This is a genomic window from Enterobacter sp. DC1 (genome assembly GCF_000568075.1).
Lineage (GTDB): Bacteria > Pseudomonadota > Gammaproteobacteria > Enterobacterales > Enterobacteriaceae > Enterobacter > Enterobacter asburiae.
The window spans coordinates 183,248-208,881 of record NZ_AZUA01000005.1 but is presented as its reverse complement, the minus strand read 5'-3'; the positions used below and the strand labels follow the sequence as shown (position 1 = coordinate 208,881).

Here is a 25,634-nt window from a genome sequence, read left to right as displayed (position 1 = left end):
CCCTAACCCTCTCCCACGGGGAGAGGGAATAAAGGCACGACGCCTTTCCCTAAGTATTTCGCGCTGCAGGAAGGCGGCAAATCTGTGAATCCCCGGGAGCTTACATAAGTAAGTGACCGGGGTGAACAGGTGAAGCCAACGCATCTGCAGCGTGAAAGACGACGGGAAATTAGCCGTCGATACCTTTACTGCGCAGGTAATCTTCGTAGTTCCCGGTGAAGTCCACCACGCGCTCTGGCGTAATTTCGATCACGCGGGTCGCCAGCGAGCTGACGAACTCACGGTCGTGAGAGACGAAGATCAGGGTGCCCTGATACATCTCCAGCGCCATGTTCAGGGATTCGATAGATTCCATGTCCAGGTGGTTAGTCGGTTCGTCCATCACCAGGATATTCGGTTTTTCCATCATCAGCTTGCCGAACAGCATGCGGCCCTTCTCGCCACCGGAGAGCACTTTAGCCGGCTTTTTGATGTCGTCCTGGCTGAACAGCAGACGACCCAGAATGCTGCGCACCGCCTGCTCGTCGTCGCCTTCCTGCTTCCACTGGCTCATCCAGTCGAAGACGGTGAGGTCGTTTTCGAACTCATACTCATGGTCCTGCGCGTAGTAGCCAATCTGCGCGTTTTCAGACCACTTCACGGTGCCGTTGTCCGGCTGCAGTTCGCCGACCAGGGTTTTCAGCATGGTGGATTTACCCACGCCGTTGGCACCGAGGATGGCAATCTTCTCGCCCACTTCCAGCAGCAGGTTGAATTTTTTAAACAGCGGGCCGTTCTCAAAGCCTTTTGCCAGGGCTTCCACTTCCAGCGCGTTACGGAACAGCTTCTTGTCCTGCTCGAAGCGGATGAACGGGTTCTGACGGCTGGAGGCTTTGACTTCGTCCAGCTTGATTTTGTCGATCTGACGCGCACGCGAGGTCGCCTGACGCGACTTAGAGGCGTTGGCGCTAAAGCGGCTGACGAAGGACTGCAGGTCAGCAATCTGCGCTTTCTTCTTGGCGTTATCCGCCAGCAGACGTTCACGCGCCTGGGTGGCCGCCGTCATGTATTCGTCGTAGTTGCCCGGATAAACGCGCAGCTCGCCGTAGTCCAGATCCGCCATGTGCGTACAGACCATGTTCAGGAAGTGACGGTCGTGCGAGATGATGATCATGGTGCTGTCGCGATCGTTCAGCGTCTGCTCCAGCCAGCGGATGGTGTCGATGTCCAGGTTGTTCGTCGGTTCGTCGAGCAGCAGGATGTCCGGGTTAGAGAACAGCGCCTGTGCCAGCAGCACGCGCAGCTTCCAGCCTGGCGCCACTTCGCTCATCGGGCCGTAATGCTGTTCAACCGGAATGCCCACGCCCAGCAGCAGCTCGCCCGCGCGCGCTTCTGCAGAATAACCGTCCATCTCGCCGTACTGCGTTTCCAGCTCGGCCACTTTATAGCCGTCTTCTTCGCTCATTTCGGCGAGCGCGTAGATGCGATCGCGCTCCTGCTTCACTTCCCACAGTTCCCCATGCCCCATGATCACGGTGTCGAGCACGGTGAACTCTTCAAAGGCGAACTGATCCTGACGCAGCTTACCGATACGCTCGTTAGGGTCGAGCGATACGTTGCCGAGCGTCGGCTCCAGGTCACCGCCGAGGATCTTCATAAAGGTGGATTTTCCGCTACCGTTGGCACCAATCAGGCCGTAACGGTTGCCGCCGCCAAATTTGACGGAAATGTTTTCGAACAGCGGCTTACTGCCAAACTGCATAGTGACGTTGCTGGTAACTAACACGGGGAGATTCCTGCGAAAAGTGTGATAAACATGGCATTATGCCACAATTCCGAATTGAGATCCCGTGTTGCGGCAATCCACTAAACTTTAACAAAATCGAAAAAAATGTGATTTCGTACACATCTGAATTCCCTGTGAGCGGGAATGCACATATAATGCGCTCCCATCACAGATTCAGACTTATCAACTCATCGCCAGAATGGCTTAGATACCTCGCACAACATGAACATGAAATTAACAACGCTTTTTGCGGCGGCGTTAGCCGTAGTAGGTTTTTGTAAGACCGCGTCTGCGGTGACGTATCCCCTGCCAACAGACGGTAGCCGTCTGGTGGGCCAGAACCAGGTTGTGACGGTACCAGAAGGTAACTCTCAGCCGCTGGAGTATTTCGCTGCGCAGTACCAGCTGGGCCTGTCTAACATGCTGGAAGCGAACCCGGGCGTTGACCCGTATCTGCCGAAAGCGGGTACCGTGCTGAATATTCCTCAGCAGCTGATCCTGCCGGATACCGTTCATGAAGGTATCGTGATTAACAGCGCCGAAATGCGTCTGTATTACTACCCGAAAGGCACCAACACCGTTATCGTGCTGCCAATCGGTATCGGCCAGCTGGGCAAAGACACCCCAATGAACTGGACCACCAAAGTTGAGCGTAAGAAAGCGGGCCCAACCTGGACGCCGACTGCCAAAATGCACGCGGAATACATCGCTGCGGGCGAACCGCTGCCAGCCGTTGTGCCGGCAGGCCCGGATAACCCAATGGGTCTGTACGCGCTGTACATTGGCCGCCTGTACGCTATCCACGGCACCAACGCCAACTTCGGTATCGGCCTGCGCGTAAGCCACGGCTGCGTGCGCCTGCGTAACGACGACATCAAGTTCCTGTTCGAAAACGTGCCGGTCGGTACGCGCGTGCAGTTCATCAACGAACCGGTGAAAGCGACCTCTGAGCCAGACGGCAGCCGCTACATCGAAGTGCACAACCCGCTGTCCACCAGCGAAGACCAGATCAACAATAACGAAATCGTCCCTGTTACGCTGAACAGCGCGGTGCAGGCGGTGACTTCTCAGCCAGACGTAGAAACGGCGATTGTTGACCAGGCCGTGCAGAACCGCTCCGGTATGCCGGTGCGCTTGAACTGATAGCGAAGCATTAAAAAAGCGGGCCTCGTTGCCCGCTTTTTTTTATCCGTTATTCACGATCACGATCCCGCCGTGGTCGTACCGATAGTGGCAGTGGGCATACTCCAGCGGCGTACCATCCTCCAGATAAATCACCTGCTCTACTTCCAGTACGGGATCGGTCTGCTCGCAGACCAGATGCTCCCTGTCCAGCGCGTTGGGCTTAAGCGCCCGCACCACCCGATACGACCCCATAATTTTCAGCCCCAGCGTCTCCTGCACGTACTGGAACACTGAACCTTCAAGATGGTTTTTCGTCAGGCCCGGCACCAGATTCATCGGCATCACCGTGGAATCCAGCGACATCGGTTCGCCGTTCAGCAAGCGGAGTCGAATGAAGTCGTAGATCGGCGCATCGGCGTTAATCATCAGCGACGCCTGCTCTTTTTCGTTCGGGAAGCGCAGCTCGAAATGCACCACCCGGCTGGTCACCGTGCCCAGATGTTCCCAGGTTTTGGTCGCGCCGAAGTAGTCGCTGCCGGAAAGATCCCACTGCGAGAGCTGAAGGAAGTTTTTGCGGATGAACGTGCCCTGCCCCTGGCGGGTATAGACCAGACCTTCGACGATCAGCTGGCGCATCGCCTGCTGAATGGTCATCCGGCTGGAGTTGAACTCCGCCGCCAGCGCAAACTGGTCCGGCAGGGGTTCGTTGGCGGCGTACTGCTGGCTGATAATGCGTTTCTTAATTTCCCGCGCTATGGTGATGTACTTCGCCGCCATCGTCCTTCCTTTCAGTTAGTTTTCTATCCCGCTGTTTTTCAACGCCACTCTCTCGGCAATCTTGAGGAAAGGCAGGTAGAAGAATACACCAAATACGATGATTGCCAACTGCACCACCACCGCCCGCCAGTCCCCTGCCGTCGCCAGCCAGGCGCTGAGAATGGGCGGCGTGGTCCACGGGATCATCACCACGCAGCGCGACATTAACCCCAGCGTGGTACAGAGCCAGGCAAAGTAAATGCCGATGGCGGGCAGCAGCACGAATGGGATCATCAGCGGCAGGTTAAACACGATCGGCAGGCCGAAAATCACCGGCTCGTTGATGTTGAATAAACCGGGCGCCAGCGACAGACGCGCCACCTGCTTCGCCGATTTTTGACGGGAGAAGATAAAGATGGCGATCAGCAGCGAGATCGTGCTGCCCGTGCCGCCCACCATGCCAAACGTCGGCACGAAGATGTTGTTGATGATGTGCGGAATGGGCTGGCCGTTGGCGAAGGCCAGCATGTTCTCGTTGGTGTTGATCAGCAGGAACGGCTCCAGCACTACGCTGTTGACGACAGACTGATGAATACCCAGCGTGAACAGGAAGTTACCGAAGCTGTAGATGAAGATCGTCCCCGGCAGGCTGGTGTTGATCAGCCGCAGCGGCTGCTGGATAAAGGTGGTAATAAGATGGATCAGGTCCGTGTGCAGCACGTTTGCCAGTATCGCCGCCAGCACCGCAAACAGGGAGAGCGTGAGGATGGTCGGGATCAGCGCGGTAAAGGATTTGCTCACCGCCGGAGGCACGTTTTCCCCGAGGGAAATGTGCAGCGCCTTCAGGCGCGAAATAGCGATAAACAGTTCCGTTGAGAGCAGCCCGATCAGCACCCCGGCGAAAATCCCGGTTGAGCCAATGTTGGCGAACATCAGCACCTGGGTGACGTTCACCGCGGCGTCGCTGCCGACGGGCGTAAGCTGCAGGCGCATCGGCATCATGATGATGAAGCTGCTGACGGCGATAACCACTGCCGAGACCGGATTGTCGAAATCTTTGTTGCGCGCCAGCGACCAGGCAATCATCGGCGCCAGCAGCAGCGCGGCGATGTTCAGCGTGCCGTTGATAATCGCCTCGCCCCACACCTTAAACTGCGCGAGCGTGTCGCCGTGAAAAATCCACGGAAACACCACGTTGTTCACCAGCACCGCCAGACCGGCGAGGATGAAAATGGGCATCACCGTGGCGAAGGCGTCGCGCAGGGAGCGCAGGTGCACCTGGTTTGCCAGGCGCGCCGAGAACTCAACAAACTTATCGACAAAGGACTGCATGTGCGGTGTTATTTTTGCTTCAGACATAGCGGATAGTTCCCATCAATCAGTCACAAAAACGGCCCGGCAGCGTACGGCTTACATCTCGCGTCCGTTGGTATGGATAACCTGTTTTAACCACGCGTAGCTTTTCTTCGGCACGCGCTTCAGGTCTTTCAGGTCGTGGTTTTCCCGGTTGACATAGACCACGCCGTAGCGCTTACGCATGTCGCCCTGGGAGCTGAGAATGTCGATCAACCCCCAGCCGAGGTAGCCGATCACCTCCGCCCCGTCCTCGAACATCGCCTCCTTCATGGCCTCGATATGCGCCCGGTGGTAGTCGATACGGTAGGTGTCATCAATCGGGTTCACGCCGTCCCAGGACTCAATCACCCCGATGCCGTTCTCGATCGGGAATACCGGCAGGCGCCAGTCGTTGGCGTAGCGGGTGATGATGGTGCGAAAGCCCAGCGGATCGATCTGCCAGTTCCATTCGGTGGCCTTCAGGTACGGGTTGTTTTTCTCGCCGTGCAGCAGGTAATAGTTCACCGGCGTGCCTTCCGGGATCGCATCGCTGTCCAGCGTTTTGCTGGCGTAGTAGCTGAAGGCCATAAAGTCGTTTCTGGTGCGCGCCAGCAGCGCTAAATCCTCGGCGCGGTAGATATCGCCAAAGCCCTCCTGCTCCACCACCGCCATCACCGCCGGGCTGTAGCCCTGCCCAGCGAAGACGCGCAGCAGGTTCTGGTTAAGGAACTCGTCGTACTGCTGGGCGCAGAAGATATCGTGCGGTTTGCAGGTGGCCGGGTAGATCAGCTGGTGCGCCAGCATGCCGCCCATCAGCTGGCCCGGTCTGGTCTGGTGCAGATATTCGGTCAGCGCCATGTGCGCCACCATCGTATGGTGCTGCAGCTCGTACAGCTCGCGCAGGGTTTTCTCGCCTTTCATATAGCCGGAAATGCGGAAGGCTTCCGGCATATGGAAGATGTTCTGCTCGTTGAAGGTCAGCCAGTACTTCACGCGGTCGCCATAGCAGTCGATCATCTTTTTGCCGTAGCGGATAAAGGCCTCCATCACGCGGCGGTCGTTGAAGCCGTTGTACTCCTGCGCCAGCGCCAGCGGCATATCGAAATGGTAAAGACAAACCATCGGCTCGATGCCGCGGGCGATCAGATCGTCGATAAAACGGTCGTAAAACGCGATGCCTTCGTCGTTAAAATCGCCGTCGCCCTGCGGGCAGACGCGGCTCCAGGAGATCTGGAAGCGGTAGCAGTTCATGCCCAGATCCTGCATCAGGTCGAAATCTTCCCGGTAGCGGTGGTAGGAGTCGGTCGCGACTTTCCAGTCGGAGACGTTTTTCCCCGCTTCACGAATGTCGTACACCGACATGCCTTTCCCGCCCTCGTTCCAGGCCCCTTCCGTCTGCATGCTGGACACCGAATTACCCCATAAAAAATTGGTCGGCAGCGAATTGTTCATGCTCTCTCCCTATATGACTAGTCATTTAAGATTTCATGACTAGTCATATAGGCGAAGATGAAATGGGGATCAAAGAGGAGGATCGTTTTTTGTGAGCAGTGCGGAAAAAAAAGCCCCGGTTAGCGATGCACTACCGGGGCGAGGAAGGTTATTGTTGCGCGAGCTGATTGCGGCGATATTCACCCTGTCGCTCCAGCATCCAGCCCGGGTATTCACGCGGCAGCGCGCTCACCGTATCAAGCTGCTTAAGCTCGTCTTCGCTTAAGCGGATCCCGGTCGCGGCAATGTTGTCATCCAGCTGTTCGACGCGTTTCGCACCAATAATCACGCTGGTCACCGCTTTTTGATGCAGCAGCCAGGCCAGCGCGATTTGCGCGACGGAGACGCCCTTGCTTTCGGCGATAGTGCGCATCACGTCCACGCAGTCGAAGGCGCGGTCTTTATTCACCGGCGGGAAGTCGAACTCCAGACGGCGACCACCGACTTCGCTCTGCCCGTCGCGGCCATATTTCCCGCTCAGCAGGCCGCCCGCCAGCGGGCTCCAGACCATCAGCCCGACGCCTTCGCTCTGCATCATCGGCACCAGCTCGCGCTCCAGATCGCGCCCGGCGATGGTGTAATACGCCTGCAGCGACGCGAAACGCGCCAGCCCAAGACGTTCAGAAATACCGAGCGCTTTGGCAATCTGCCACGCCGCCCAGTTCGAGACGCCGATGTAGCGCACGTGGCCGTGCTGCACCAGGTTATCCAGCGCGTAGAGCATCTCTTCAATCGGCGTTGCGGGGTCGAAGCCGTGAAGCTGGTAGAGATCGATATGATCGAGCTGCAGGCGGCGCAGGCTCTCCTTCACGCTGCTGATGATGTGATAGCGCGAGCTGCCGCGCGAGTTCACCCCTGCCGTTCCCGTTTCGCCGAACACTTTCGTGGCGACCACCACGTTCTCGCGCGGGATTTTCAGGTTTTTCAGCGCCTGACCGGTGATCTCCTCCGAGCGCCCTTCCGAGTAAACGTCCGCGGTGTCGATAAAGTTAATCCCGGCATCCAGCGCGCGGCCCACCAGCTGCTCGGCTTCACTTTGCTGGAGCTGGCCAATCTTGCCCCACATGCCGCCCTCACCGCCGAAGGTCATGGTGCCGAGGCATAGTTCAGAAACAAACAGACCGGTGTTGCCCAGTTTTTGATAACGCATAAGTTATTCCTCGCATGTCGATTGGGTACCCGATAGTTATACCCGCCCCTCAACCATCGCGAATGTGGCGTTCCTGTCCGTTTCTTGCCCAATCCTCTGAATTTATCCGCGCGGGGCGTCGCCAAAGACGCTGTAGTCCGGTAATTGCACCTGCTGATACGGCTCCCAGCCGCCGCCGAGGGCCTTGTAGAGCGCCACCAGATCGAGCGCGCTCTGCACCTGCGCCTGCGCGCGCTGCTGCTGGGCCTGCGCCAGCTGTCGCTGGGCGTCCAGCACGTCGATAAAGCTGGCGATCCCCTGCCGGTAGCTGTCGCTCGCTAAATCAAAGGCGTTTTGCAGGGCGTCGATCGTTTTTGCGAGACCCGCTTCACGCTGCTGGTCGGTGCGATAGCTCACCAGCGCGTTTTCGACATCCCCGAGCGCGGTCAGCACCGTCTGGCGATAGTCCAGCACCGCCGCTCCCTGCTGCGCGCGCGCCACCTTCACGCTGGAGACCAGTCGACCGCCCTGGAAGATGGGAATAGAGACCTGCGGGCCAAAGCTGTAGAAGTGGCTGCTCCAGTCGGTCAGCCAGTTGGTTTCGCTGTTGCGCAGGCCAAACTGCCCGGAGAGCGTAAAGCTCGGGAACAGCTCCGCCACCGAGACGCCGATTTGCGCCGTCGCGGCGTGGAGGTTCGCCTCCGCTTCGCGCACGTCCGGACGACGTCGCGCCAGCGTGGACGGAATGCCCGTTTGCACAATATCCGGCAGGGCAGGCATCGGCTGCACGCTCTGCAATTCCGCATCCAGCGCCCCCGGCGGCTTGCCGAGCAGGATCGCCAGGCCGTTCATCGCCTGCCGCTCCTGAGCCTGATATTGCGGTAGCTGCGCCTCAAGGTTGCCTAACTGCGCCCGGGCGTTTTCCACGTCCATCTGCGGCGACAGCCCGCCCCGCTGGCGGCTTTCGGTGAGATCCAGAGTCTGCTGCGCGCTTTTAATCTGGGTGTTCAGCGTGGCGATAATGCTCTGCGCCCCGCGCAGCTGTAGCCACGCGCGCGCCACTTCGGCTTCCAGCGACACCAGCGCGTCGTTACGCTGCTCGATGGCGGCTTTCTGCTGCGCTTCGGCGGCTTCCACCTGACGACGCACCTTGCCCCACAGGTCGATTTCCCACTGGGCGTCGAAGCTGCCCTGGTAGAGGTTAACCGGCTGCGTCAGCGACCCCAGCGCGCCCTTCAGGTTTGGATCGATACTATCCACCTGGTCATACACGCCGTGGGATTTCAGCTCTCCTTCCAGACCAAGCTGCTGGCGCGTCGCCTGCAGATTGCCGTTCACCGACGGATAAAACGCCCCGCCCGCCTGGTTAATCTGCTCTCGCGCCCCGGCGATGCGCAGCACCGTCTGCTGCAGCGTCAGGTTTCCGGCGATGGCGCGCTCAACCAGGCTGTCGAGCTGCGGCGAGCCGAAGGTCTTCCACCAGCGCGGGTTGGTCGCGGCGGAGGTGGTTTGCGACTTCACCGCGCTGTCGCCCTTATCGTTCCAGTGCGTAACGGCGGGCGGCGCAGGCTGCTGGTAGTCAGGCCCGACGGCGCAGCCCGCCAGCAGCATCATTATCATCAGGGGGTGTAAACGTCTGTGTATCATCAATGTGCTCCTGCACTCCCCTCGCTCTTAACCGGCGAGAGCAACAAACAAAACGGAATCAGTAACAAGGCCACCGCGCTCAGGATGGTGAAAACGTCGATGTAGGCCAGGAAGCGCGACTGCTCGATCATCGTCTGGTACATGCGCCCGGTGGCGATGCCGGTGGGGTCGCCCACCTGGATGGTGAAGTTCTGGATCGCCTGGGCGCTTTCGCGTATCGCCAGCTGGAACTGCTCGTTAAGCGGCGAGGCGTGGTACGCCAGATGCGCGCTGTGCGCCTGCGCGCGTTCGGTGATGGCCGCCGTCGAAAGGGATATGCCAACCGAACCCGCTACGTTGCGGAACATGGTAAACAGCGCCGCCGCATCGGCATTCAGCCGCCTCGGTATCGAGATAAACGCAATCGTCGTGAGCGGCACAAACAGGAACCCCAGCCCTATCGACTGGGCGCTGCGGAACAGCACAAGCGTTTCGAAGTCGATATCCGGCGTCAGCGTGCGCGACCAGAAGAACGACACCGCCAGACAGGTAAAGCCAAAGGCAATAATCCAGCGCGTCTGCACCACCGGCATCAGCTTCAGCACCAGCGGAATGGTTAACACAATCAGCACCGCGCCGGGCGACAGCACCAGCCCGGACCAGGTGGCGGTGTAGCCCAGGTCCTGCTGCGCCAGCTGCGGGATCACCACCGAGCTGCCGTACAGGATCATCGCCATCCCCGCCATCAGCAGGCTGGAGATGGCAAAGTTGCGGTCCTTCATGCAGTGCAGATCCACCACCGGCTTTTTGGCATATACCAGCCAGTAGATGGCGCCGATAATGCCGACAAGCGTCAACACGCCGAAGGTGCGGATAAAGTTCGAGTAGAACCAGTCCTCGTCTTCTCCCCGGTCGAGCATCACCTGCAGACAGCCCAGCCCCAGCGCGATCAGGCCGATCCCCGTCCAGTCGATAGTCAGCTTCTCTTTTGATTTGCTCTCCCACGGCGGATCTTCCAGCAGCTGGTAGATCGCCAGCACCGTCACAATCCCCACCGGAATGTTGATAAAGAACACCCAGCGCCAGGAATAGTTGTCGGTGATCCAGCCGCCCAGCGTCGGGCCGAGGACCGGCGCAACGATAATGGCAATGGAGGACAGACCAAAGGCTTTGCCCCTGTCTTCGGGTTTGAAGTAGTCGAGCAGCACCGACTGCTGCGTGGGCTGCAGCCCGCCGCCAAAGAAGCCCTGCATCACGCGGAACAGGATGATCTGCCACAGCTCGGTAGCGATGCCGCACAGGAACGAGCAGACGGTGAACATGACGATGCAGATCAGGAAGAACTGCTTGCGCCCAAACACCCGGCTCAGAAACGCCGAGATGGGCAGCACGATACCGTTCGCGACCAGATAGCTGGTTAACACCCAGGTGGATTCGTCATAGCTGGACGAGAGCGAGCCTGCCACGTGGGGGAGCGCCACGTTAACGATGGTGGTGTCCAGAATTTCCATAAACACCGCCAGGGTGACGACAATCGCCACCGCCCACGGATTGCTGGCGGGCTTCCAGCTGTCGTGGCTGTGATCCGTCATTCCACCGTCACCTTCGGTGCAACCGACAGCCCCAGCGGCAGCGGTTTGTTCGGATCCAGGCCCTTATCAATCACGATTTTGACCGGCACGCGCTGCACAATTTTGACGAAGTTACCGGTGGCATTTTCTGCCGGGAAGGCGGAGAAGCGCGAGCCGCTGCCCTGCTGGATACTGTCTACGTGCCCCTCAAGCTCCATATCCGGCCACGCGTCGACGGACACGGTGACCTTATCGCCCGGCTTCATGCGCTCGAGCTGCGACTCTTTAAAGTTCGCGACCACCCACACGTTCGGGGAAACCAGCGAGAACAGCGCCGTCCCCGCCTGCACCAGCGTGCCGGGCTGCACGTTGCGTTTGGTGACAACGCCGTCGAACGGGGCGCGGACTTCGGTATAGGAGAGGTTGAGGTTGGCGGTTTCCAGCTGCGCTTTAGCCTGATCGACCTGACGCTCGCGCGCTTCAACGTTGGTTTCCTGCTGGCGGATTTGCAACTGGACCTGCTCTGCCACTTCCAGCTGCGCCTGAGCGCTGGCCAGCCCTGCCTGGGCGCTACGCAGCTGAGCGTTCGCGGAATCAATACTTTGCTGGGTGGTCGCACGCGGGTCGACGCCGCGCTGACGACGGTACTCCGCCTGCGCGTTCGCCAGATCGGCCTGCGCTTTCAGCACCTGCGCTTTGGCTTCGTCACGCTGGGCGGGATACTGGACTTTTGAAAGCGCCAGCTGCGCCTGGGCCTGATGCAGCTGCGCGATAGCCAGCCCAAGCTGGGCCTGAGCCTGATCGCGCTGCGCGGTGGTGTCCCGCGGATCGATAACCACCAGCAGATCGCCCTTTTTCACGCGCTGGTTATCGCGCACGCGCAGCTCGGTAACGTAACCCGCCGTTTTGGGGGCAATCGTCACCACGTCGCCGTCGGTAAAGGCGTCGTCGGTCGTCTCTTCGTTACGGGTTAAGAACCACCAGACCAGCGCCACGACGACCATTACCACCACGACAATGCCGAGGATAATTAACGGTTTCTTGCCCGGGCGCTTACGCTCATTATTGTTTTTGTCCTGCTCGTCAGCAGGCGGGTTTTGATCTTCAGCCATAGTTCAGCAACGGTCCTGTCAGTGAGCGGCATCACACTATGCCGTTCACTAAAGCTAGGACGTTGCTATACGTTTGCCAGGAAAAACTGACAAATTGCGCACTATATGAGAAGGAATATTCCGAAACCGATCGCCGCAGCCCAAACCAGCATCGGAATCGACCAGACGTGGAAACGCCACCAGATTCGACGGTCGTTGGCCATACGCAGGGCAATCAGGTTTGCCAGCGAGCCGGGCAGTAGCCCAAACCCGCCGATGTTGACCGCCCAGGCCAGAAGCGTATCGGGCGGAACATAGTTGAGCAGCAGAATGGTGGAAGGCACGTTGCTGATAAACTGCGACAGGCCAATCGCCGTCAGCCACAGTCCCGGCTGAGACAGCGTGCTGACGCTGTGCAGAACGTTCTGCAGTACCGGAAGCTGGATAAGGAGATGCACATCAATAAACATCGCCATAAAGACCAGCAGCAGCGTCCAGTCCACGCTCACCAGCACGCGACGCGCCAGAACGACAAAGCCTGCGGCAACGAGCAGCACGCCCGCCAGCTCATACTTCAGCTCCAGCGCGAACAGAAAGACGATGTATAACCCGAGACAGCTCCACACCAGGCGCGGCTGCCACTGCGGGCCGGTTGCGCCGCTGTGGTACTGCAGCTTTTTATCCGAAAACGCGAACCAGCATACCGCCAACAGCGACAGCATCATCACCAGCGCCAGAGGGGCCATCTGCCAGGTAAAGGCGGCGAACGACAGCCCGGACCGTCCCCACAGAAGGATATTTTGCGGGTTGCCGATTGGCGTCAGAAGCGAGCCTGCATTGACGGCCAGCGCTTCAAAGATGATTAAGCGGCTGACCGGGATCTCGCACAGCTTACGCAGCGTGAGCGTGAGGGGCACGATGATAAACAGCGCCACATCGTTGGTCAGAAACGTCGACAGCACCGCGGCGGAGAACACCATAAACAGGGACAGCCTGCGCTCGGTGGCAAAGCGGCGCACCATTTTACGGCCCAGAACGTCAAAATAGCCGCTCAGCTCGACCCCTTTGGTGAGCATCATCAGGCCGCTCAGGGTAATGATGGTGCGCCAGTCAATCGCGGCGGGCCAGGCGTGTGGGGCAAACGGCACAAACAGGCTTAACGCTGCGCCAATGATTAATAAGAGATGGAAGAAACGATCGCGTGCCAGGGCCTGCAGTCCGGGGATTTTCATTCAGCGGAGGGACCATATTTAAGGGTAAATTCACGAAACTTCACCAGCGTCTCTTCGCTGACGTGGTGTTCCATGCCTTCCGCATCCCGGCGGGCGATCTCCGGGCTAACGCCCAGCACCAGTAAAAAATTCTCGACAAGCTGATGGCGCTCGCGGCTCTCCTGCGCGAGTTTCTCCCCTTCCGGCGTCAGAAAAACACCGCGCCAGGGGATCATTTCAATTAAGCCCACGGAGGCCAGGCGTTTTAACATTTTAGCGACAGTAGGCTGTGAAACCCCCAGCCTGGCGGCCATATCGACCTGGCGCGCTTCACCGACCTCACGGATCAGATCGGAAATGAGTTCAACATAATCATCAATCAGTTCACGCCGGTGCGCTTCACGGACCTGGCGAAAACCTTCGACATGTTCTTCAACATTCACCAGTTGCGTCGTTTTCCTCATTGTCGGATGACCTGCGCGACGGTTCATTGTACTTCCTCAGTGGGGTGACGCTTCCAGCGCCCGGTTTGGAGAGCGCACATTGTAAACCATAGCTCCGCAAGCACAAAAAATTAACGAAATAGCCATAGCTATACAATATAGCCTGTGCTATATCTGTATGTAATGCAGTCACCCTTCACGGATCGAAGGGATCAAAACTCAGGAGGTCTTATGAACGAATTCAAGAGGTGCATGACCGTGTTTACCCACTCTCCCTTTAAAGTGCGCTTAATGCTGTTGAACATGCTGTGCGATATGTTTAACAACAAACCGCATCAGGACGACAAACCTTCCCACTAAGCGGCGTTGCGGTACGCCGCTTCATTTTCCCGTCACAATCTCGCTGTAAACTGGCTTCCAGCCGCCTTATTCCCGATCTTTTTTACGGATTTGCAATCCCCTTCGCAAAACATCTGCTTAGCAACTGTTGATATTATTTAGCGCTCGCACTATCTTCTTGCAGCCCTGCACAATTTGCGGCTCGCTGAAGCGGACCCTCATTCCCTCTCCACGCACTGTCAGGCAGGTTATGACCCTTGACGCCAGGGTGAGCACATGGCGTTTTCATCCATGATAGTGACCTATGAATGTAACCCTGATAGATACCGTTGTTACCCGCAGCCGGGCCTTAAGCCCGTGGACGGGTTTTTACTTTTTGCAGTCATTACTGATTAACTTTGCGCTGGGTTATCCCTTTAGTCTGCTCTACGCGGTGGCGTTCACCTGCGTTCTGCATGTGCTGTGGCGAGCCGCACCGCGCGTGCAAAAAGCGTTAATCGGGATCTGCTCGCTGGTCGCTGCACTCTATTTCCCGTTTGGCCAGGCTTACGGCGCGCCAAACTTTAATACCCTGCTGGCGCTGCACTCGACCAATATGGAAGAGTCGACGGAGATCCTGACGATCTTCCCGTGGTACAGCTACGTGGTCGGGATCTTTATCTTCGCGCTGGGCGTTATCGCCCTCCGTCGTCAGCCGGCCGAGAAAAAATCCTGGGGTAAGATCGAAATACTCTGTCTGGTGTTCAGCGTTGCCGTGGCGTTTGTCGCCCCCATCCAGAATATTCCCTGGGACGGTAAGCTAAGGCTCACTAATATCGGCTATCCGGTTTTCCGCTTCGTGAAGGACGTCGTTGTTAATAATAAAGAGGTTCTCGACGAGCAGGCGCGCATGGCTGAGCTTTCCAATATGAAAGACACCTGGAACGTGCTGGCCGTTAAGCCGAAATACCACACCTATGTGGTGGTGATTGGCGAAAGTGCACGTCGCGATGCAATGGGAGCCTTCGGCGGACACTGGGATAACACACCGTTTGCCAGTTCGGTCAAAGGCACGCTGTTTACCGATTATGTCGCGGCCAGCGGCTCGACGCAGAAATCGCTCGGCCTGACGCTTAACCGGGTCGTCGACGGCAAACCTCAGTATCAGGATAATTTTGTCACCCTGGCAAACCGCGCGGGTTATCAGACCTGGTGGTTCTCCAATCAGGGGCAAATTGGCGAATACGATACGGCCATCGCCAGTATCGCCAAACGTGCCGACGAAGTGCAGTTCCTGAAGAACGGCGACTTTGAAGCCGACAAAAACACCAAAGACGAAGCGCTGTTGAAAATGACGGCACAGGTCTTCGCCACCCCGCGCACCCAGCCTCAGCTGATCGTCCTGCACCTGATGGGGTCGCACCCGCAGGCCTGCGATCGGACCGGCGGGAAGTACGCGGAGTTCGTGCAGTCCAAAGAGACCTCTTGCTATCTCTACACCATGACGCAAACCGACGACCTGCTGAGCAAGCTGTACGATCAGCTACGCAATACGGGCGACAGCTTCTCCATGGTCTATTTCTCGGATCACGGGCTGGCGTTTAAAGAGCGTGGTAAAGAGGTGCAGTACCTGGCGCACGATGACAAGTTCCAGCAGAACTTCCAGGTGCCGTTTATGGTGCTGTCGAGTGATGATAAAACGCATCGCGTGATTAAAGCGCGCCGTTCGGCAAATGATTTCCTGCAGTTCTTCTCGCAGTGGACGGGGATTAAGGCCGAGCAGATAAAAACGGCTTACCCGTTTGTCTCTAACAAGAAAGCTCCCCCAGTGTACGTTACCAACTTCAAGTTACAGAAAGTTGACTACAACCATCTGGGTACGGATATTTTCGATATTAAGAGTAAGTAGCGGTCCGATGCCCTCACCCTGGCTCTCTCCCCCAGGGAGAGGGGAAAAGCCAAAAAAAAATCCGCCACAATGGGCGGATTTTTTATTTAATCACCGGAGTGATTAGAAGCGGTAACCTACGCCCGCGATCCAGGTGCCAACGTCAACGTTGCGGATACGGCTCTGCTCATAGGAGAAGTCCAGAGCAACGTCCTGGATTGGGTTGAACTGCAGGCCTGCGCCATAGGAGAAACCGTAGTCGCTGTTGCTTGCAGTGCGGCTTTCGCTCTGGTTTTCAGTCTGCTGGAATTTACCGTAGCCAACACCTACAACACCGTAGATGCTCGCCCAGTCATTCAGACGGTAAGCTGGACCAGCGGTGATGCCGTAGTACTGGCCTTTGTTGTATGCGCCGTTTTCAGAACGATCTTTCTCGGTGTAGGTGAAAGAACCGATCACGCCCAGTGGGTTGTTATCCTGCTCGTAGCGATACTTCAGGTTGAAGCCGTTAGCTTTGTTCATCACGCCCTGATAGTCGCTCTGAGCGTAACCACCAGTAACAGTAGAAGTAGCAGCTACAGCGGTACCTGCGGAAACAGCCAGTACAGCGGCCAGTGCTGAAAGACATGCAATTTTTTTCATAACCACCTCAAATGTGCTTCAAGTAAGTCCGTAAGTTTTAAATATATCAAAAAAATTTGCGAAACTCTTTGTGATTCGTGATGTCTAATGAAACCTTTCCTGTAACAGAACGTTTCCAGCGTCAGCTATCTCTTTCAAATCACATGCAATTTTCACTACTAAATGCGCATATTGCGCGTACGCGCCGTTACATTCATCCAGATTATTCCTAATCTATCAGGCGATAAATCCACCAGCGCTTAATCATTTTACGGATTTAACGCAGTTTTTTTTCAACAGCGCCTCAACCGTCGCCGCTTATTTCCTTTACACTGCAACCTTTACCTCATTTGACATAAGCTGACAGGAGAAAGGATGCCTGGGTTATCCCGCACGTCGTCGGTCTGGTTGCCGGTCGCAGTCATACTCATTGCCATGTTGTCCATTCAAAGCGGTGCTTCGCTGGCAAAATCACTTTTTCCGCTGGTTGGCGCGCCCGGGGTCACCGCCCTGCGTATCGTGCTGGGCACGGCGATACTGGTGGTCATTTTCAAACCCTGGCGTCTGCGCTTCAAAAAGGAGCAGCGTTTACCCCTGCTGTTTTATGGACTTTCCCTTGGGGCAATGAACTATCTGTTCTACCTCTCTATTCAGACGATACCGCTGGGGATCGCCGTCGCGCTGGAGTTCACCGGTCCGCTGGCGGTGGCGCTTTTCTCCTCGCGACGTCCGGTCGATTTTATCTGGGTCGTGTTAGCCGTTCTGGGCCTATGGTTCCTGCTGCCGCTGGGCCAGAGCGTCGCTGAGATCGATCTGACGGGCGCAGCCCTGGCGCTGGGTGCAGGCGCCTGCTGGGCCGTCTATATACTTACGGGCCAGCGTGCGGGAGAAGAGCACGGTCCGGCGACCGTCGCGTTGGGGTCACTGATCGCAGCCATCGTCTTTGTGCCCATCGGCATGGCGCAGGCTACCGAATCTATCTGGCAATGGTCCGTCATGCCCATCGGGCTGGCGGTCGCGATTCTCTCTACCGCACTCCCCTACTCTCTGGAGATGATTGCCCTTACGCGTCTGCCGACGCGCATATTTGGCACCCTTATGAGCATGGAGCCTGCGCTAGCCGCCATTTCCGGGATGGTATTTCTCGGCGAAACCCTCACGTTGACCCAGACGCTGGCGCTCTGCTCGATTATCGCGGCATCAATGGGCTCGACGCTCACCATGCGCCCCGAACCTAAAGTTGAGAAAGTGGATATCAGCTAAGGCCATATATTCTGCATGGCTTCCACGCCATGCAGAATAAAGGCCAGAAAGAGATAGATTATAATTCTTTACACACTTTGTTCTATTTTCGAAATATCCCTCTGCGTTTACGCCCCCCTCCAGCAATTAAGATTGATCTGTATCAATTTAAAAATTACCCATTAATTTCAATAAATTAAATTCTCAACCATCTTCTCACTATTAAACCGATAGGCACAGCCAAACCGCAGACAAAAAATCCGGTGCTATACTTAGTTCCGTAATTACCTGGGACATAAACATCAAGAGGATATGAGATTATGAGTACCGCTAAACTGGTGAAAACGAAAGCGTCTAATCTGCTTTATACCCGTAACGATGTATCGGATAGCGACAAAAAGGCGACCATTGAGTTGCTGAATCGCCAGGTGATCCAGTTCATCGATCTTTCGCTGATCACCAAACAGGCCCACTGGAATATGCGCGGTGCAAACTTTATTGCCGTTCATGAAATGCTGGATGGCTTCCGTACAGCACTGGTTACCCACCTCGATACGATGGCTGAACGTGCCGTTCAGTTAGGCGGCGTAGCGCTGGGTACCACGCAGGTGATCAACAGCAAAACGCCACTGAAGAGTTATCCGCTGGATATCCATACCGTTCAGGATCACCTGAAAGAGCTGGCGGACCGCTACGCGATTGTGGCTAATGACGTGCGCAAAGCCATTAGCGAAACCAAAGACGAAGATACCGCAGACATTTTCACCGCCGCGTCCCGCGACCTGGACCAGTTCCTGTGGTTTATCGAATCTAACATCGAGTAATTCATATAATTGCTCTATTAACCCCTCGCCATGACGCGATGCCGTTCACATAAGCGGAACGGCACTGTGTTTCAGTGAATAAAGGGTTTTTGATATCTTAACCGCCCGCGGCCTTCATGGTCGGGGGCGTTTTATTATGAACAACGCTTCCAGATTTTCACGCAGATGTTCCAGCTTTTTCGAGATGGTTCCTGGTGACGCTCTATTTCCAGCACTAGCCTGTCCGTCGCTATAAGCCAGGAGGCGATCTTGAGCAAGGTGTTAACGTCGGGTCGAGGATAAAAAAACGGCAGAGCGCATAATCGCTCTGCCGCCAAACGCTAATGCTTAATTTTTCGGCGAAAAAAGAGAGCAAGACATATGATACAAATCATATTTTCAATGAATGTTAAAAAAGCAGCCTCGCTGTTGGCCCTTCACTCGCCCGAACAGACGAGGAAGCTTGCTGCCCTTACTGTTCAACGATCGAAATAACATTCCCGGTTCGCAGATCTACCCGCGCAGAGACAGTCTCTTTGACTACGCCACCAAAGGCGTTGGTGCCACGGAATGTGGTATCTATCGTGGCATGCGGATCGTCGGTCAGCACCAGATGATACCGTGTGGAGAGGTGTTTGTAGGAGGAATCATCATGCATGTCGGCTTTGATCATGGCCTCTAACGGACGATAAGCCCCGTTCCAACCGCTAAAATTATCCTGAAATGTATCGAAGTTGATGCGTTTTGCCAGCATCTCAGGACTGGAACGGTATTCAGTGAAACACCAGTTCGCTATCACGCCAAACGGTGTGTCACCCTGCGTGGTGTAGCTGTTCTGGCTCACGCAGGCGTAAAACCCCTCTTCTGACGCGACGGGCACCTGACGATATGCCATATAAGCAGCCACAATCTTGTGTCGCGTATCCTTACGCTCCCTACGATACTCGGTAAGGGTTTTATCGGCATATTTGAAAGGCGGCGGAGAGACATCCGCATTCTGCGGCTGATCCTGTTTTTTCACGACGGCCGGACTGCGGTCGGCCGGTAGCAGGATGGCATTGATTACGCAGAGGCCCAGAAAACCGCCCAGATAAACGGCACTGGCTTGCTTACGACCGGGCATTTTGACCAGCGAGGGTTTAATCAGGCCAATAATAAAGGCCACAAACAGAATAAATGCGATTAAAGAAAGAAAAGTGCTCATCGTTATCCTTTTGACTGTATATATCCATTAAAAAACAACGTCATATTATCAGAAAATAAGATCTAATTAGGGAGTAATTCACTCTCATGCGCCAGCACCGGAAGAGACGTGGCGGTCGTCTTCATTCTGCCGGCAGGATTCTTTCTTCGCATCCGCTCGCTGACCTCTCCGCGTCTGAAGCAGATCATCCGGTAAATACCGTGTACACAATCGCCTTTCAAGAAGTGCAGTTATCCCGGGTATGCAATATGATAGATAATTCATTTTGCAGTGACTTCAATCCGATGCAGGCCAAATGCATCGGTCTTCTTAAAGGGAGTTTTTTGATGAAAGAAAATAAGCACGTCAGCAAATTCGAAGCAAACCATCTCAATCCTAGTGAAGCCGTTCTGCAGTGGGGAGAAGGCTATATCGGCAAAGTGATGGGACAGGGTAAGGACAAACAGCACAACGGTGTACTGATCGTTACGGGCCAGCGAGTGGCATTCTACCGTAAAGGTTTTCTCGGCGAGGTGATTGAGACTATCCCGTTAAAATCCATTACGTCGATTGAACGCAAGTCCACGCTGGGTCACCGGGTCATTCGGATCCATACTTCCCACGACGATCTGGAATTTAAGATGTTCAGCAAGGATGCAGAACTCGCCCTGATTGAGGCGATTGAAGCTGGCCGCGGAGTGAAGACGGAAACACCAATAGCCGAACCGGCTATGACCCATCAGGATCCCTATGAGCAGCTCAAAAAGCTTTCCGAACTCAAAGAGAGCGGGATCATTTCGGAAGAAGAATTCCAGGCCAAAAAAAGCAAATTAATGGAGCTGATTTAACGTTCCTTCCTCCGGTTTAACAGGGGAAATTATTGGATTCCGCAGCCAATTCACCGGAGAACGGTTTTTGCTATCTTAATCGCCCTCGGCCTTGCTGGTCGGGGGCGTTTGTTGCCTCACGCCGTAATAGCGGTCCGCGGGAGCGATGTCAGCACCATTTTCTCCACGTCGTGCACCTCACAAGATATCCCTCGGATATATCAGTACTCTGGCAGTGAAGGTTTCTCTTTCCGTGCCTGTTTTGACACTTTCAGTTTCAGCTGCCTGTCTTCAGTGCCATTGGTGAGGGTTTCGCACATCTATGGTGCACAGTTTTTGCCTGCACACCTGCAAAAGTGAACGAAATGTAATAATCACCTCACACAACCGTTAACGGAAGATTGTTTTTTCGTCAGAATTTACGCTAAATATCTCCCCGTCAGTTGTGCCAAACGAAGCGCACCAAAACGGTGCTCCACTTTGGTGCAATAACACCTCATTGCCCCATTTATTGTGCAATGCATGACATCATCCCCTTTGCAAAACAATAGCTTGTAAAGTTGGCACGATTTTTTCATTGTGCCACCTGTTCTCGCAGGGGATCGCCCCGTGGATATAAAAGGAAATGCTATGAAGTCTGTATTAAAAGTTTCACTGGCTGCACTTACCCTGGCTTTTGCAGTGTCCTCTCAGGCTGCCGACAAACTGGTTGTGGCGACCGACACGGCGTTCGTTCCGTTTGAATTCAAACAGGGTGATAAATACGTTGGTTTTGATGTGGATCTGTGGGCCGCTGTCGCAAAAGAACTCAAGCTGGATTACACCCTGAAGCCTATGGACTTCAGCGGCATCATCCCGGCACTGCAAACCAAAAACGTTGATCTGGCGCTGGCAGGCATCACCATTACCGATGAACGTAAAAAAGCGATCGACTTCTCTGACGGCTACTACAAAAGCGGCCTGCTGGTTATGGTCAAAGCCGATAATAACGACGTAAAAAGCGTGAAAGATCTCGACGGCAAAGTGGTGGCAGTGAAGAGCGGCACCGGTTCTGTTGATTACGCGAAAGCAAATATCAAAACCAAAGACCTGCGTCAGTTCCCGAACATCGACAACGCGTACATGGAACTCGGCACCAACCGTGCTGACGCTGTTCTGCACGACACGCCTAACATCCTGTACTTCATCAAGACAGCCGGTAACGGCAAGTTCAAAGCCGTTGGCGAGTCTCTGGAAGCGCAGCAGTACGGTATCGCATTCCCGAAAGGCAGCGACGACCTGCGCACGAAGGTTAACGGCGCGCTGAAAACGCTGAAAGAGAACGGCACCTATAACGAAATCTACAAAAAATGGTTCGGTACCGAGCCTAAATAATAAGACGTAAAAATGACGTTCACTCGGGGGCGACCTTTCGCCCCTGCTATTTTTGAAACACGGTAACAGTAACAGGAAATTATCATGCAGTTTGACTGGAGCGCCATCTGGCCTGCCATTCCACTCTTGCTTGAAGGCGCTAAAATGACCCTGTGGATTTCGGTCCTGGGTCTGGTTGGTGGGTTGATTATCGGTCTTGTCGCCGGTTTCGCCCGCACCTACGGCGGCTGGATCGCAAACCACATCGCACTGGTTTTCATCGAAGTGATCCGCGGCACCCCAATTGTCGTGCAGGTCATGTTCATCTACTTCGCCCTGCCTATGGCGTTCACCGACCTGCGCATCGATCCGTTCAGCGCGGCCGTCGTCACCATTATGATCAACTCAGGCGCCTACATTGCGGAAATCACCCGCGGTGCGGTGCTGTCGATTCATAAAGGTTTCAGTGAAGCCGGTCTGGCGCTAGGTCTTTCTCGTCGCGAAACGATCCGCCACGTTATTCTACCGCTGGCGCTGCGTCGCATGCTGCCGCCGCTCGGTAACCAGTGGATCATCAGCATTAAAGATACGTCGCTGTTCATTGTTATCGGCGTGGCCGAGCTGACCCGTCAGGGTCAGGAGATCATTGCTGGCAATTTCCGCGCGCTGGAAATCTGGAGTGCGGTAGCCGTTGTCTACCTGATCATTACTCTGGTTCTGAGCTTCGTTCTGCGTCGTCTTGAAAGAAGGATGAAAATCCTGTGATTGAATTTAAAAACGTTTCCAAGCACTTTGGCCCAACCCAGGTGCTGCACAATATCGATCTGAACATCAAACAGGGTGAAGTGGTGGTGATTATTGGGCCATCCGGCTCTGGTAAATCCACCCTGCTGCGCTGCATCAACAAGCTGGAAGAGATCACCAGCGGCGATCTGATCGTCGATGGCCTGAAGGTAAACGACCCAAAAGTGGACGACCGTCTGATTCGTCAGGAAGCGGGCATGGTGTTCCAGCAGTTCTACCTGTTCCCGCACCTCACGGCGCTGGAAAACGTGATGTTTGGCCCACTGCGCGTGCGCGGTGCCAGCAAAGCGGCAGCGGAAGCGCTGGCAAAAGATCTGCTGGCGAAAGTCGGTCTGGCAGAACGCGCGCACCACTACCCTTCCGAGCTGTCCGGTGGTCAACAGCAGCGTGTGGCGATTGCCCGCGCCCTGGCGGTTAAACCGAAAATGATGCTGTTTGATGAGCCTACGTCCGCACTCGACCCGGAGCTGCGCCACGAGGTGCTGAAAGTCATGCAGGATCTGGCGGAAGAAGGGATGACGATGGTGATCGTGACCCACGAAATCGGCTTTGCCGAGAAAGTGGCGTCCCGCCTGATCTTTATTGATAAAGGCCGTATCGCGGAAGACGGTAACCCGCAGGAGCTGATTGCGAACCCGCCAAGCCAGCGTTTGCAGGAGTTCCTGCAGCACGTCTCCTGATCGTTCGCTTCACACGTAAGCCGGGCATGCCCGGCTTTTTTACGCCAGATTGTTCCCAAAAATCCCCCGCCGCGCCCCGACTTCTATACTTATCATTTTGTTCGACATTTTCACCGGAGGACGCCGTGCCGTGGATCCTGTTGCTGTTGATAAGCCTGTTTAGTGCGCCATCGTTCGCAGTCGCGATCCCCGGAGTGACCACCGGAAACACCGCTACCCAGCAAAGTACTCCGCCTCCGGAACCCGATGTTGAACAGAAAAAAGCCGCCTACGGTGCGCTTGCCGACGTCCTTGAAAACGACACTTCCCGGCAGGAGCTCATTGGCCAGCTGCGCAAAGCTGCCGCCACACCGCCGCAGGCGTCGGTGCCAACCCTCACCCCTCCGCAGGTTGAGGAGCAAAAAACGGTGCTGGAAAACGTCACCGACGTGAGCCGCCACTACGGGGAAGCGCTCTCCTCGCGCTTCGCTCAGCTTTACCGCAACCTGATTGGCTCACCGCATAAGGCATTTAACCCGCAAACGTTTACCGCCGCCGCCACGCAGTTCCTGATGCTGGCGGGCGCAGTATTTCTTTTTTACTGGCTGGTGCGCCTGTGCGCGTGGCCGCTGTACCGCAAAATGGGGCAATGGGGACGCAGGAAGAATCAGCATAAAAGCAGCTGGCTGCACCTGCCGTTGATGATAGCCTCAGCGTTTATCATCGATTTACTGCTGCTGGCGTTGACGCTGTTTTTAGGCCAGATGCTGGCCGACAGGCTGAATGCAGGCAACAAAACCATCGCCTTCCAGCAGTCACTTTTCCTGAACGCCTTTGCCCTGATTGAGTTCTTCAAAGCGCTGCTGCGGTTACTCTTTTGTCCGCACGTGCCGGAGCTGCGTCCCTTCTCCATTCGGGATGCGAGCGCGAAGTACTGGGCGCTGCGCCTGAGCGTGCTCAGCGGATTGATTGGCTACGGCCTGCTGGTTGCCGTGCCGATCATCTCCAACCAGGTGAACGTCCAGTTCGGGGCGCTGGCAAACGTGCTGATCATGATCTGCATTACCGTCTGGTCGCTGTACCTTATCTTCCATAATAAAAAAACCATTACCCAAAGCCTGCTGAATCTGGCCGATCGCTCCCTCTCGTTCTTTAGCCTCTTTATTCGCGCGTTCGCCCTGGTGTGGCACTGGCTGGCAAGCGCTTACTTCATCGTGCTGTGCTTCTTCTCGCTGTTTGACCCGGGCAATAGCCTGAAATTTATGATGGGGGCGACGTTCAAAAGCCTGGCCATTATCGGCATCGCGGCATTCGTGTCGGGGCTGCTGTCGCGCTGGATCTCGAAAACCATCACCCTGTCGCCGCAGGTCCAGCGGAGTTACCCGGAACTGCAAAAGCGGGTAAACGGCTGGATGTCGGTATCGCTCAAAGTGGCGCGCATTCTCACCGTCTGCGTGGCGATTATGCTGCTCCTGAACGCGTGGAGCCTGTTTGATTTCTGGAACTGGCTGCACAACGGTGCGGGTGAAAAAACGGTCGACATTCTGATTCGCATCGCGCTGATTTTGTTCTTCTCCGCCGTCGGCTGGACGCTGCTGGCGAGCCTTATTGAGAACCGTCTGGTCTCGGATATTCACGGCAGGCCCCTGCCCAGCGCGCGGGCAAGAACGCTGTTAACCCTGTTCCGCAACGCGCTGGCGGTGATTATCAGTACCATCACCATTATGATCGTGCTGTCGGAAATCGGCGTGAATATCGCCCCGCTGCTGGCAGGTGCCGGTGCCCTGGGCCTGGCCATCTCCTTCGGCTCGCAAACGCTGGTGAAGGATATTATTACCGGCATCTTTATTCAGTTTGAAAACGGGATGAACACGGGCGATCTGGTGACCATCGGGCCGTTAACCGGCACCGTGGAGAGGATGTCCATCCGTTCGGTTGGCGTGCGTCAGGATACCGGGGCGTACCACATCATTCCCTGGTCTTCGATCACCACCTTCGCCAACTTTGTGCGCGGCATTGGTTCCGTTGTGGCGAACTACGATGTGGATCGCCACGAGGATGCGGACAAAGCGAAGCAGGCGCTGCGCGATGCGGTAGAAGAACTGATGGAGATGGAGGATATTCGCGGGCTGGTGATCGGAGAGCCGTCATTTGCCGGCATCGTCGGGCTGACGAACACGGCGTTTACCCTGCGCGTGTCGTTCACCACCCAGCCGCTGAAGCAGTGGACGGTGCGCTTTGCCCTCGACAGCATGGTGAAAAAACACTTTGATCTGGCGAACGTGCGGATGCCCGTGCAGACGTATCAGGTATTGCCGCCGCCCGCATCGCCGCTCCCTCCGCAGGAGCCGACGCTGTAACCTGGTTGCCGGGTGGCGGCTTCGCCTTACCCG

At 56.0% G+C, this 25,634-nt stretch carries 22 protein-coding genes and 1 pseudogene; 10 read left to right on the top strand and 13 right to left on the bottom strand.

Features of this window, described 5'->3' with window-relative positions; all coding sequences use genetic code 11:
- Positions 1–169: 169 nt before the first annotated feature.
- Positions 170–1,765 (bottom strand): ABC-F family ATPase, encoded by a 1,596-nt coding sequence (locus P346_RS06175; protein WP_032661296.1) that lies wholly within the window; start codon positions 1,763–1,765, stop codon positions 170–172.
- A 222-nt stretch (positions 1,766–1,987) separates the two neighbouring features.
- Between P346_RS06175 and ldtB the strand changes: the two genes are divergently transcribed.
- The gene (gene ldtB, locus P346_RS06180) at positions 1,988–2,908 is read left to right on the top strand and encodes a L,D-transpeptidase (protein WP_029740604.1); all 921 of its coding nucleotides are present in this window, start codon (positions 1,988–1,990) and stop codon (positions 2,906–2,908) included.
- A 42-nt stretch (positions 2,909–2,950) separates the two neighbouring features.
- Here the strand turns inward: ldtB and P346_RS06185 are convergent, their stop codons facing one another.
- The 9 genes from P346_RS06185 to mntR form a co-directional block, all read right to left on the bottom strand.
- On the bottom strand, positions 2,951–3,667 hold the full coding sequence (locus tag P346_RS06185) for a GntR family transcriptional regulator (protein ID WP_032661293.1): 717 nt from the start codon (positions 3,665–3,667) through the stop codon (positions 2,951–2,953).
- A gap of 15 nt (positions 3,668–3,682) precedes the next feature.
- Entirely contained in the window at positions 3,683–5,005 is a 1,323-nt protein-coding gene (locus tag P346_RS06190; RefSeq protein ID WP_032661291.1) for a PTS sugar transporter subunit IIC, read from the bottom strand.
- A gap of 51 nt (positions 5,006–5,056) precedes the next feature.
- Entirely contained in the window at positions 5,057–6,433 is a 1,377-nt protein-coding gene (locus P346_RS06195; RefSeq protein WP_032661289.1) for a glycoside hydrolase family 1 protein, read from the bottom strand.
- Between the two features lie 148 nt (positions 6,434–6,581).
- Positions 6,582–7,622: an aldo/keto reductase gene (locus P346_RS06200; RefSeq protein ID WP_032661287.1), complete on the bottom strand. Its 1,041-nt coding sequence runs from the start codon at positions 7,620–7,622 to the stop codon at positions 6,582–6,584.
- Between the two features lie 102 nt (positions 7,623–7,724).
- Positions 7,725–9,248, bottom strand: a complete 1,524-nt coding sequence (locus P346_RS06205; protein ID WP_032661284.1) for an efflux transporter outer membrane subunit — start codon at positions 9,246–9,248, stop codon at positions 7,725–7,727.
- Positions 9,248–10,819, bottom strand: coding sequence for a DHA2 family efflux MFS transporter permease subunit (locus P346_RS06210; protein WP_032661282.1), 1,572 nt, complete (start codon positions 10,817–10,819; stop codon positions 9,248–9,250). Before P346_RS06210 ends, P346_RS06205 begins: the two co-directional genes overlap by 1 nt.
- Positions 10,816–11,910: an HlyD family secretion protein gene (locus P346_RS06215; RefSeq protein ID WP_032661279.1), complete on the bottom strand. Its 1,095-nt coding sequence runs from the start codon at positions 11,908–11,910 to the stop codon at positions 10,816–10,818. Before P346_RS06215 ends, P346_RS06210 begins: the two co-directional genes overlap by 4 nt.
- 101 nt (positions 11,911–12,011) lie before the next feature.
- A complete protein-coding gene (locus P346_RS06220; protein ID WP_032661278.1) occupies positions 12,012–13,121 on the bottom strand; it encodes an anion transporter in 1,110 nt (369 codons plus the stop codon).
- On the bottom strand, positions 13,118–13,591 hold the full coding sequence (gene mntR, locus P346_RS06225) for a manganese-binding transcriptional regulator MntR (protein WP_023310887.1): 474 nt from the start codon (positions 13,589–13,591) through the stop codon (positions 13,118–13,120). The genes P346_RS06220 and mntR overlap by 4 nt, the downstream gene beginning before the upstream one ends.
- A 183-nt stretch (positions 13,592–13,774) precedes the next feature.
- Here mntR and mntS point away from each other — a divergent pair, with 183 nt between their 5' ends.
- Together mntS and P346_RS06235 are read left to right on the top strand one after the other, a co-directional pair.
- Positions 13,775–13,903, top strand: a complete 129-nt coding sequence (mntS, locus tag P346_RS06230; protein WP_014831181.1) for a manganase accumulation protein MntS — start codon at positions 13,775–13,777, stop codon at positions 13,901–13,903.
- A 283-nt stretch (positions 13,904–14,186) separates the two neighbouring features.
- Complete coding sequence (locus tag P346_RS06235; RefSeq protein ID WP_032661275.1) at positions 14,187–15,770, top strand: phosphoethanolamine transferase; 1,584 nt, start codon at positions 14,187–14,189, stop codon at positions 15,768–15,770.
- A gap of 102 nt (positions 15,771–15,872) precedes the next feature.
- Here the strand turns inward: P346_RS06235 and ompX are convergent, their stop codons facing one another.
- Positions 15,873–16,391 carry an outer membrane protein OmpX gene (ompX, locus tag P346_RS06240; protein WP_023310884.1) on the bottom strand — a complete coding sequence of 173 codons (519 nt, stop codon included), beginning with the start codon at positions 16,389–16,391 and terminating at the stop codon, positions 15,873–15,875.
- A gap of 354 nt (positions 16,392–16,745) precedes the next feature.
- On the opposite strand from ompX, the gene rhtA reads away from it, so the two are divergent.
- Complete coding sequence (gene rhtA, locus P346_RS06245) at positions 16,746–17,633, top strand: threonine/homoserine exporter RhtA (RefSeq protein WP_023334998.1); 888 nt, start codon at positions 16,746–16,748, stop codon at positions 17,631–17,633.
- 299 nt (positions 17,634–17,932) lie between these two features.
- On the top strand, positions 17,933–18,436 hold the full coding sequence (dps, locus tag P346_RS06250) for a DNA starvation/stationary phase protection protein Dps (RefSeq protein WP_032661273.1): 504 nt from the start codon (positions 17,933–17,935) through the stop codon (positions 18,434–18,436).
- A 45-nt stretch (positions 18,437–18,481) separates the two neighbouring features.
- Here dps and P346_RS23315 read toward each other — a convergent pair.
- Together P346_RS23315 and P346_RS06255 are read right to left on the bottom strand one after the other, a co-directional pair.
- Positions 18,482–18,687 (bottom strand): annotated as a pseudogene (locus tag P346_RS23315) (IS4 family transposase); the annotation flags it as partial.
- A gap of 200 nt (positions 18,688–18,887) precedes the next feature.
- Entirely contained in the window at positions 18,888–19,619 is a 732-nt protein-coding gene (locus tag P346_RS06255; protein ID WP_032661271.1) for a hypothetical protein, read from the bottom strand.
- An 86-nt stretch (positions 19,620–19,705) separates the two neighbouring features.
- Between P346_RS06255 and P346_RS06260 the strand changes: the two genes are divergently transcribed.
- From P346_RS06260 to ybiO, 5 genes are all read left to right on the top strand, one after another.
- Complete coding sequence (locus P346_RS06260) at positions 19,706–20,446, top strand: SHOCT domain-containing protein (RefSeq protein WP_233456509.1); 741 nt, start codon at positions 19,706–19,708, stop codon at positions 20,444–20,446.
- A gap of 609 nt (positions 20,447–21,055) precedes the next feature.
- On the top strand, positions 21,056–21,799 hold the full coding sequence (gene glnH, locus P346_RS06265) for a glutamine ABC transporter substrate-binding protein GlnH (protein ID WP_023310880.1): 744 nt from the start codon (positions 21,056–21,058) through the stop codon (positions 21,797–21,799).
- An 84-nt stretch (positions 21,800–21,883) separates the two neighbouring features.
- A complete protein-coding gene (gene glnP / locus P346_RS06270; protein WP_003858462.1) occupies positions 21,884–22,543 on the top strand; it encodes a glutamine ABC transporter permease GlnP in 660 nt (219 codons plus the stop codon).
- Entirely contained in the window at positions 22,540–23,262 is a 723-nt protein-coding gene (glnQ, locus tag P346_RS06275; RefSeq protein ID WP_023310879.1) for a glutamine ABC transporter ATP-binding protein GlnQ, read from the top strand. The genes glnP and glnQ overlap by 4 nt, the downstream gene beginning before the upstream one ends.
- Before the next feature lie 125 nt (positions 23,263–23,387).
- A complete protein-coding gene (gene ybiO / locus P346_RS06280) occupies positions 23,388–25,601 on the top strand; it encodes a mechanosensitive channel protein (protein WP_032661268.1) in 2,214 nt (737 codons plus the stop codon).
- The last annotated feature ends 33 nt before the right edge of the window (positions 25,602–25,634 follow it).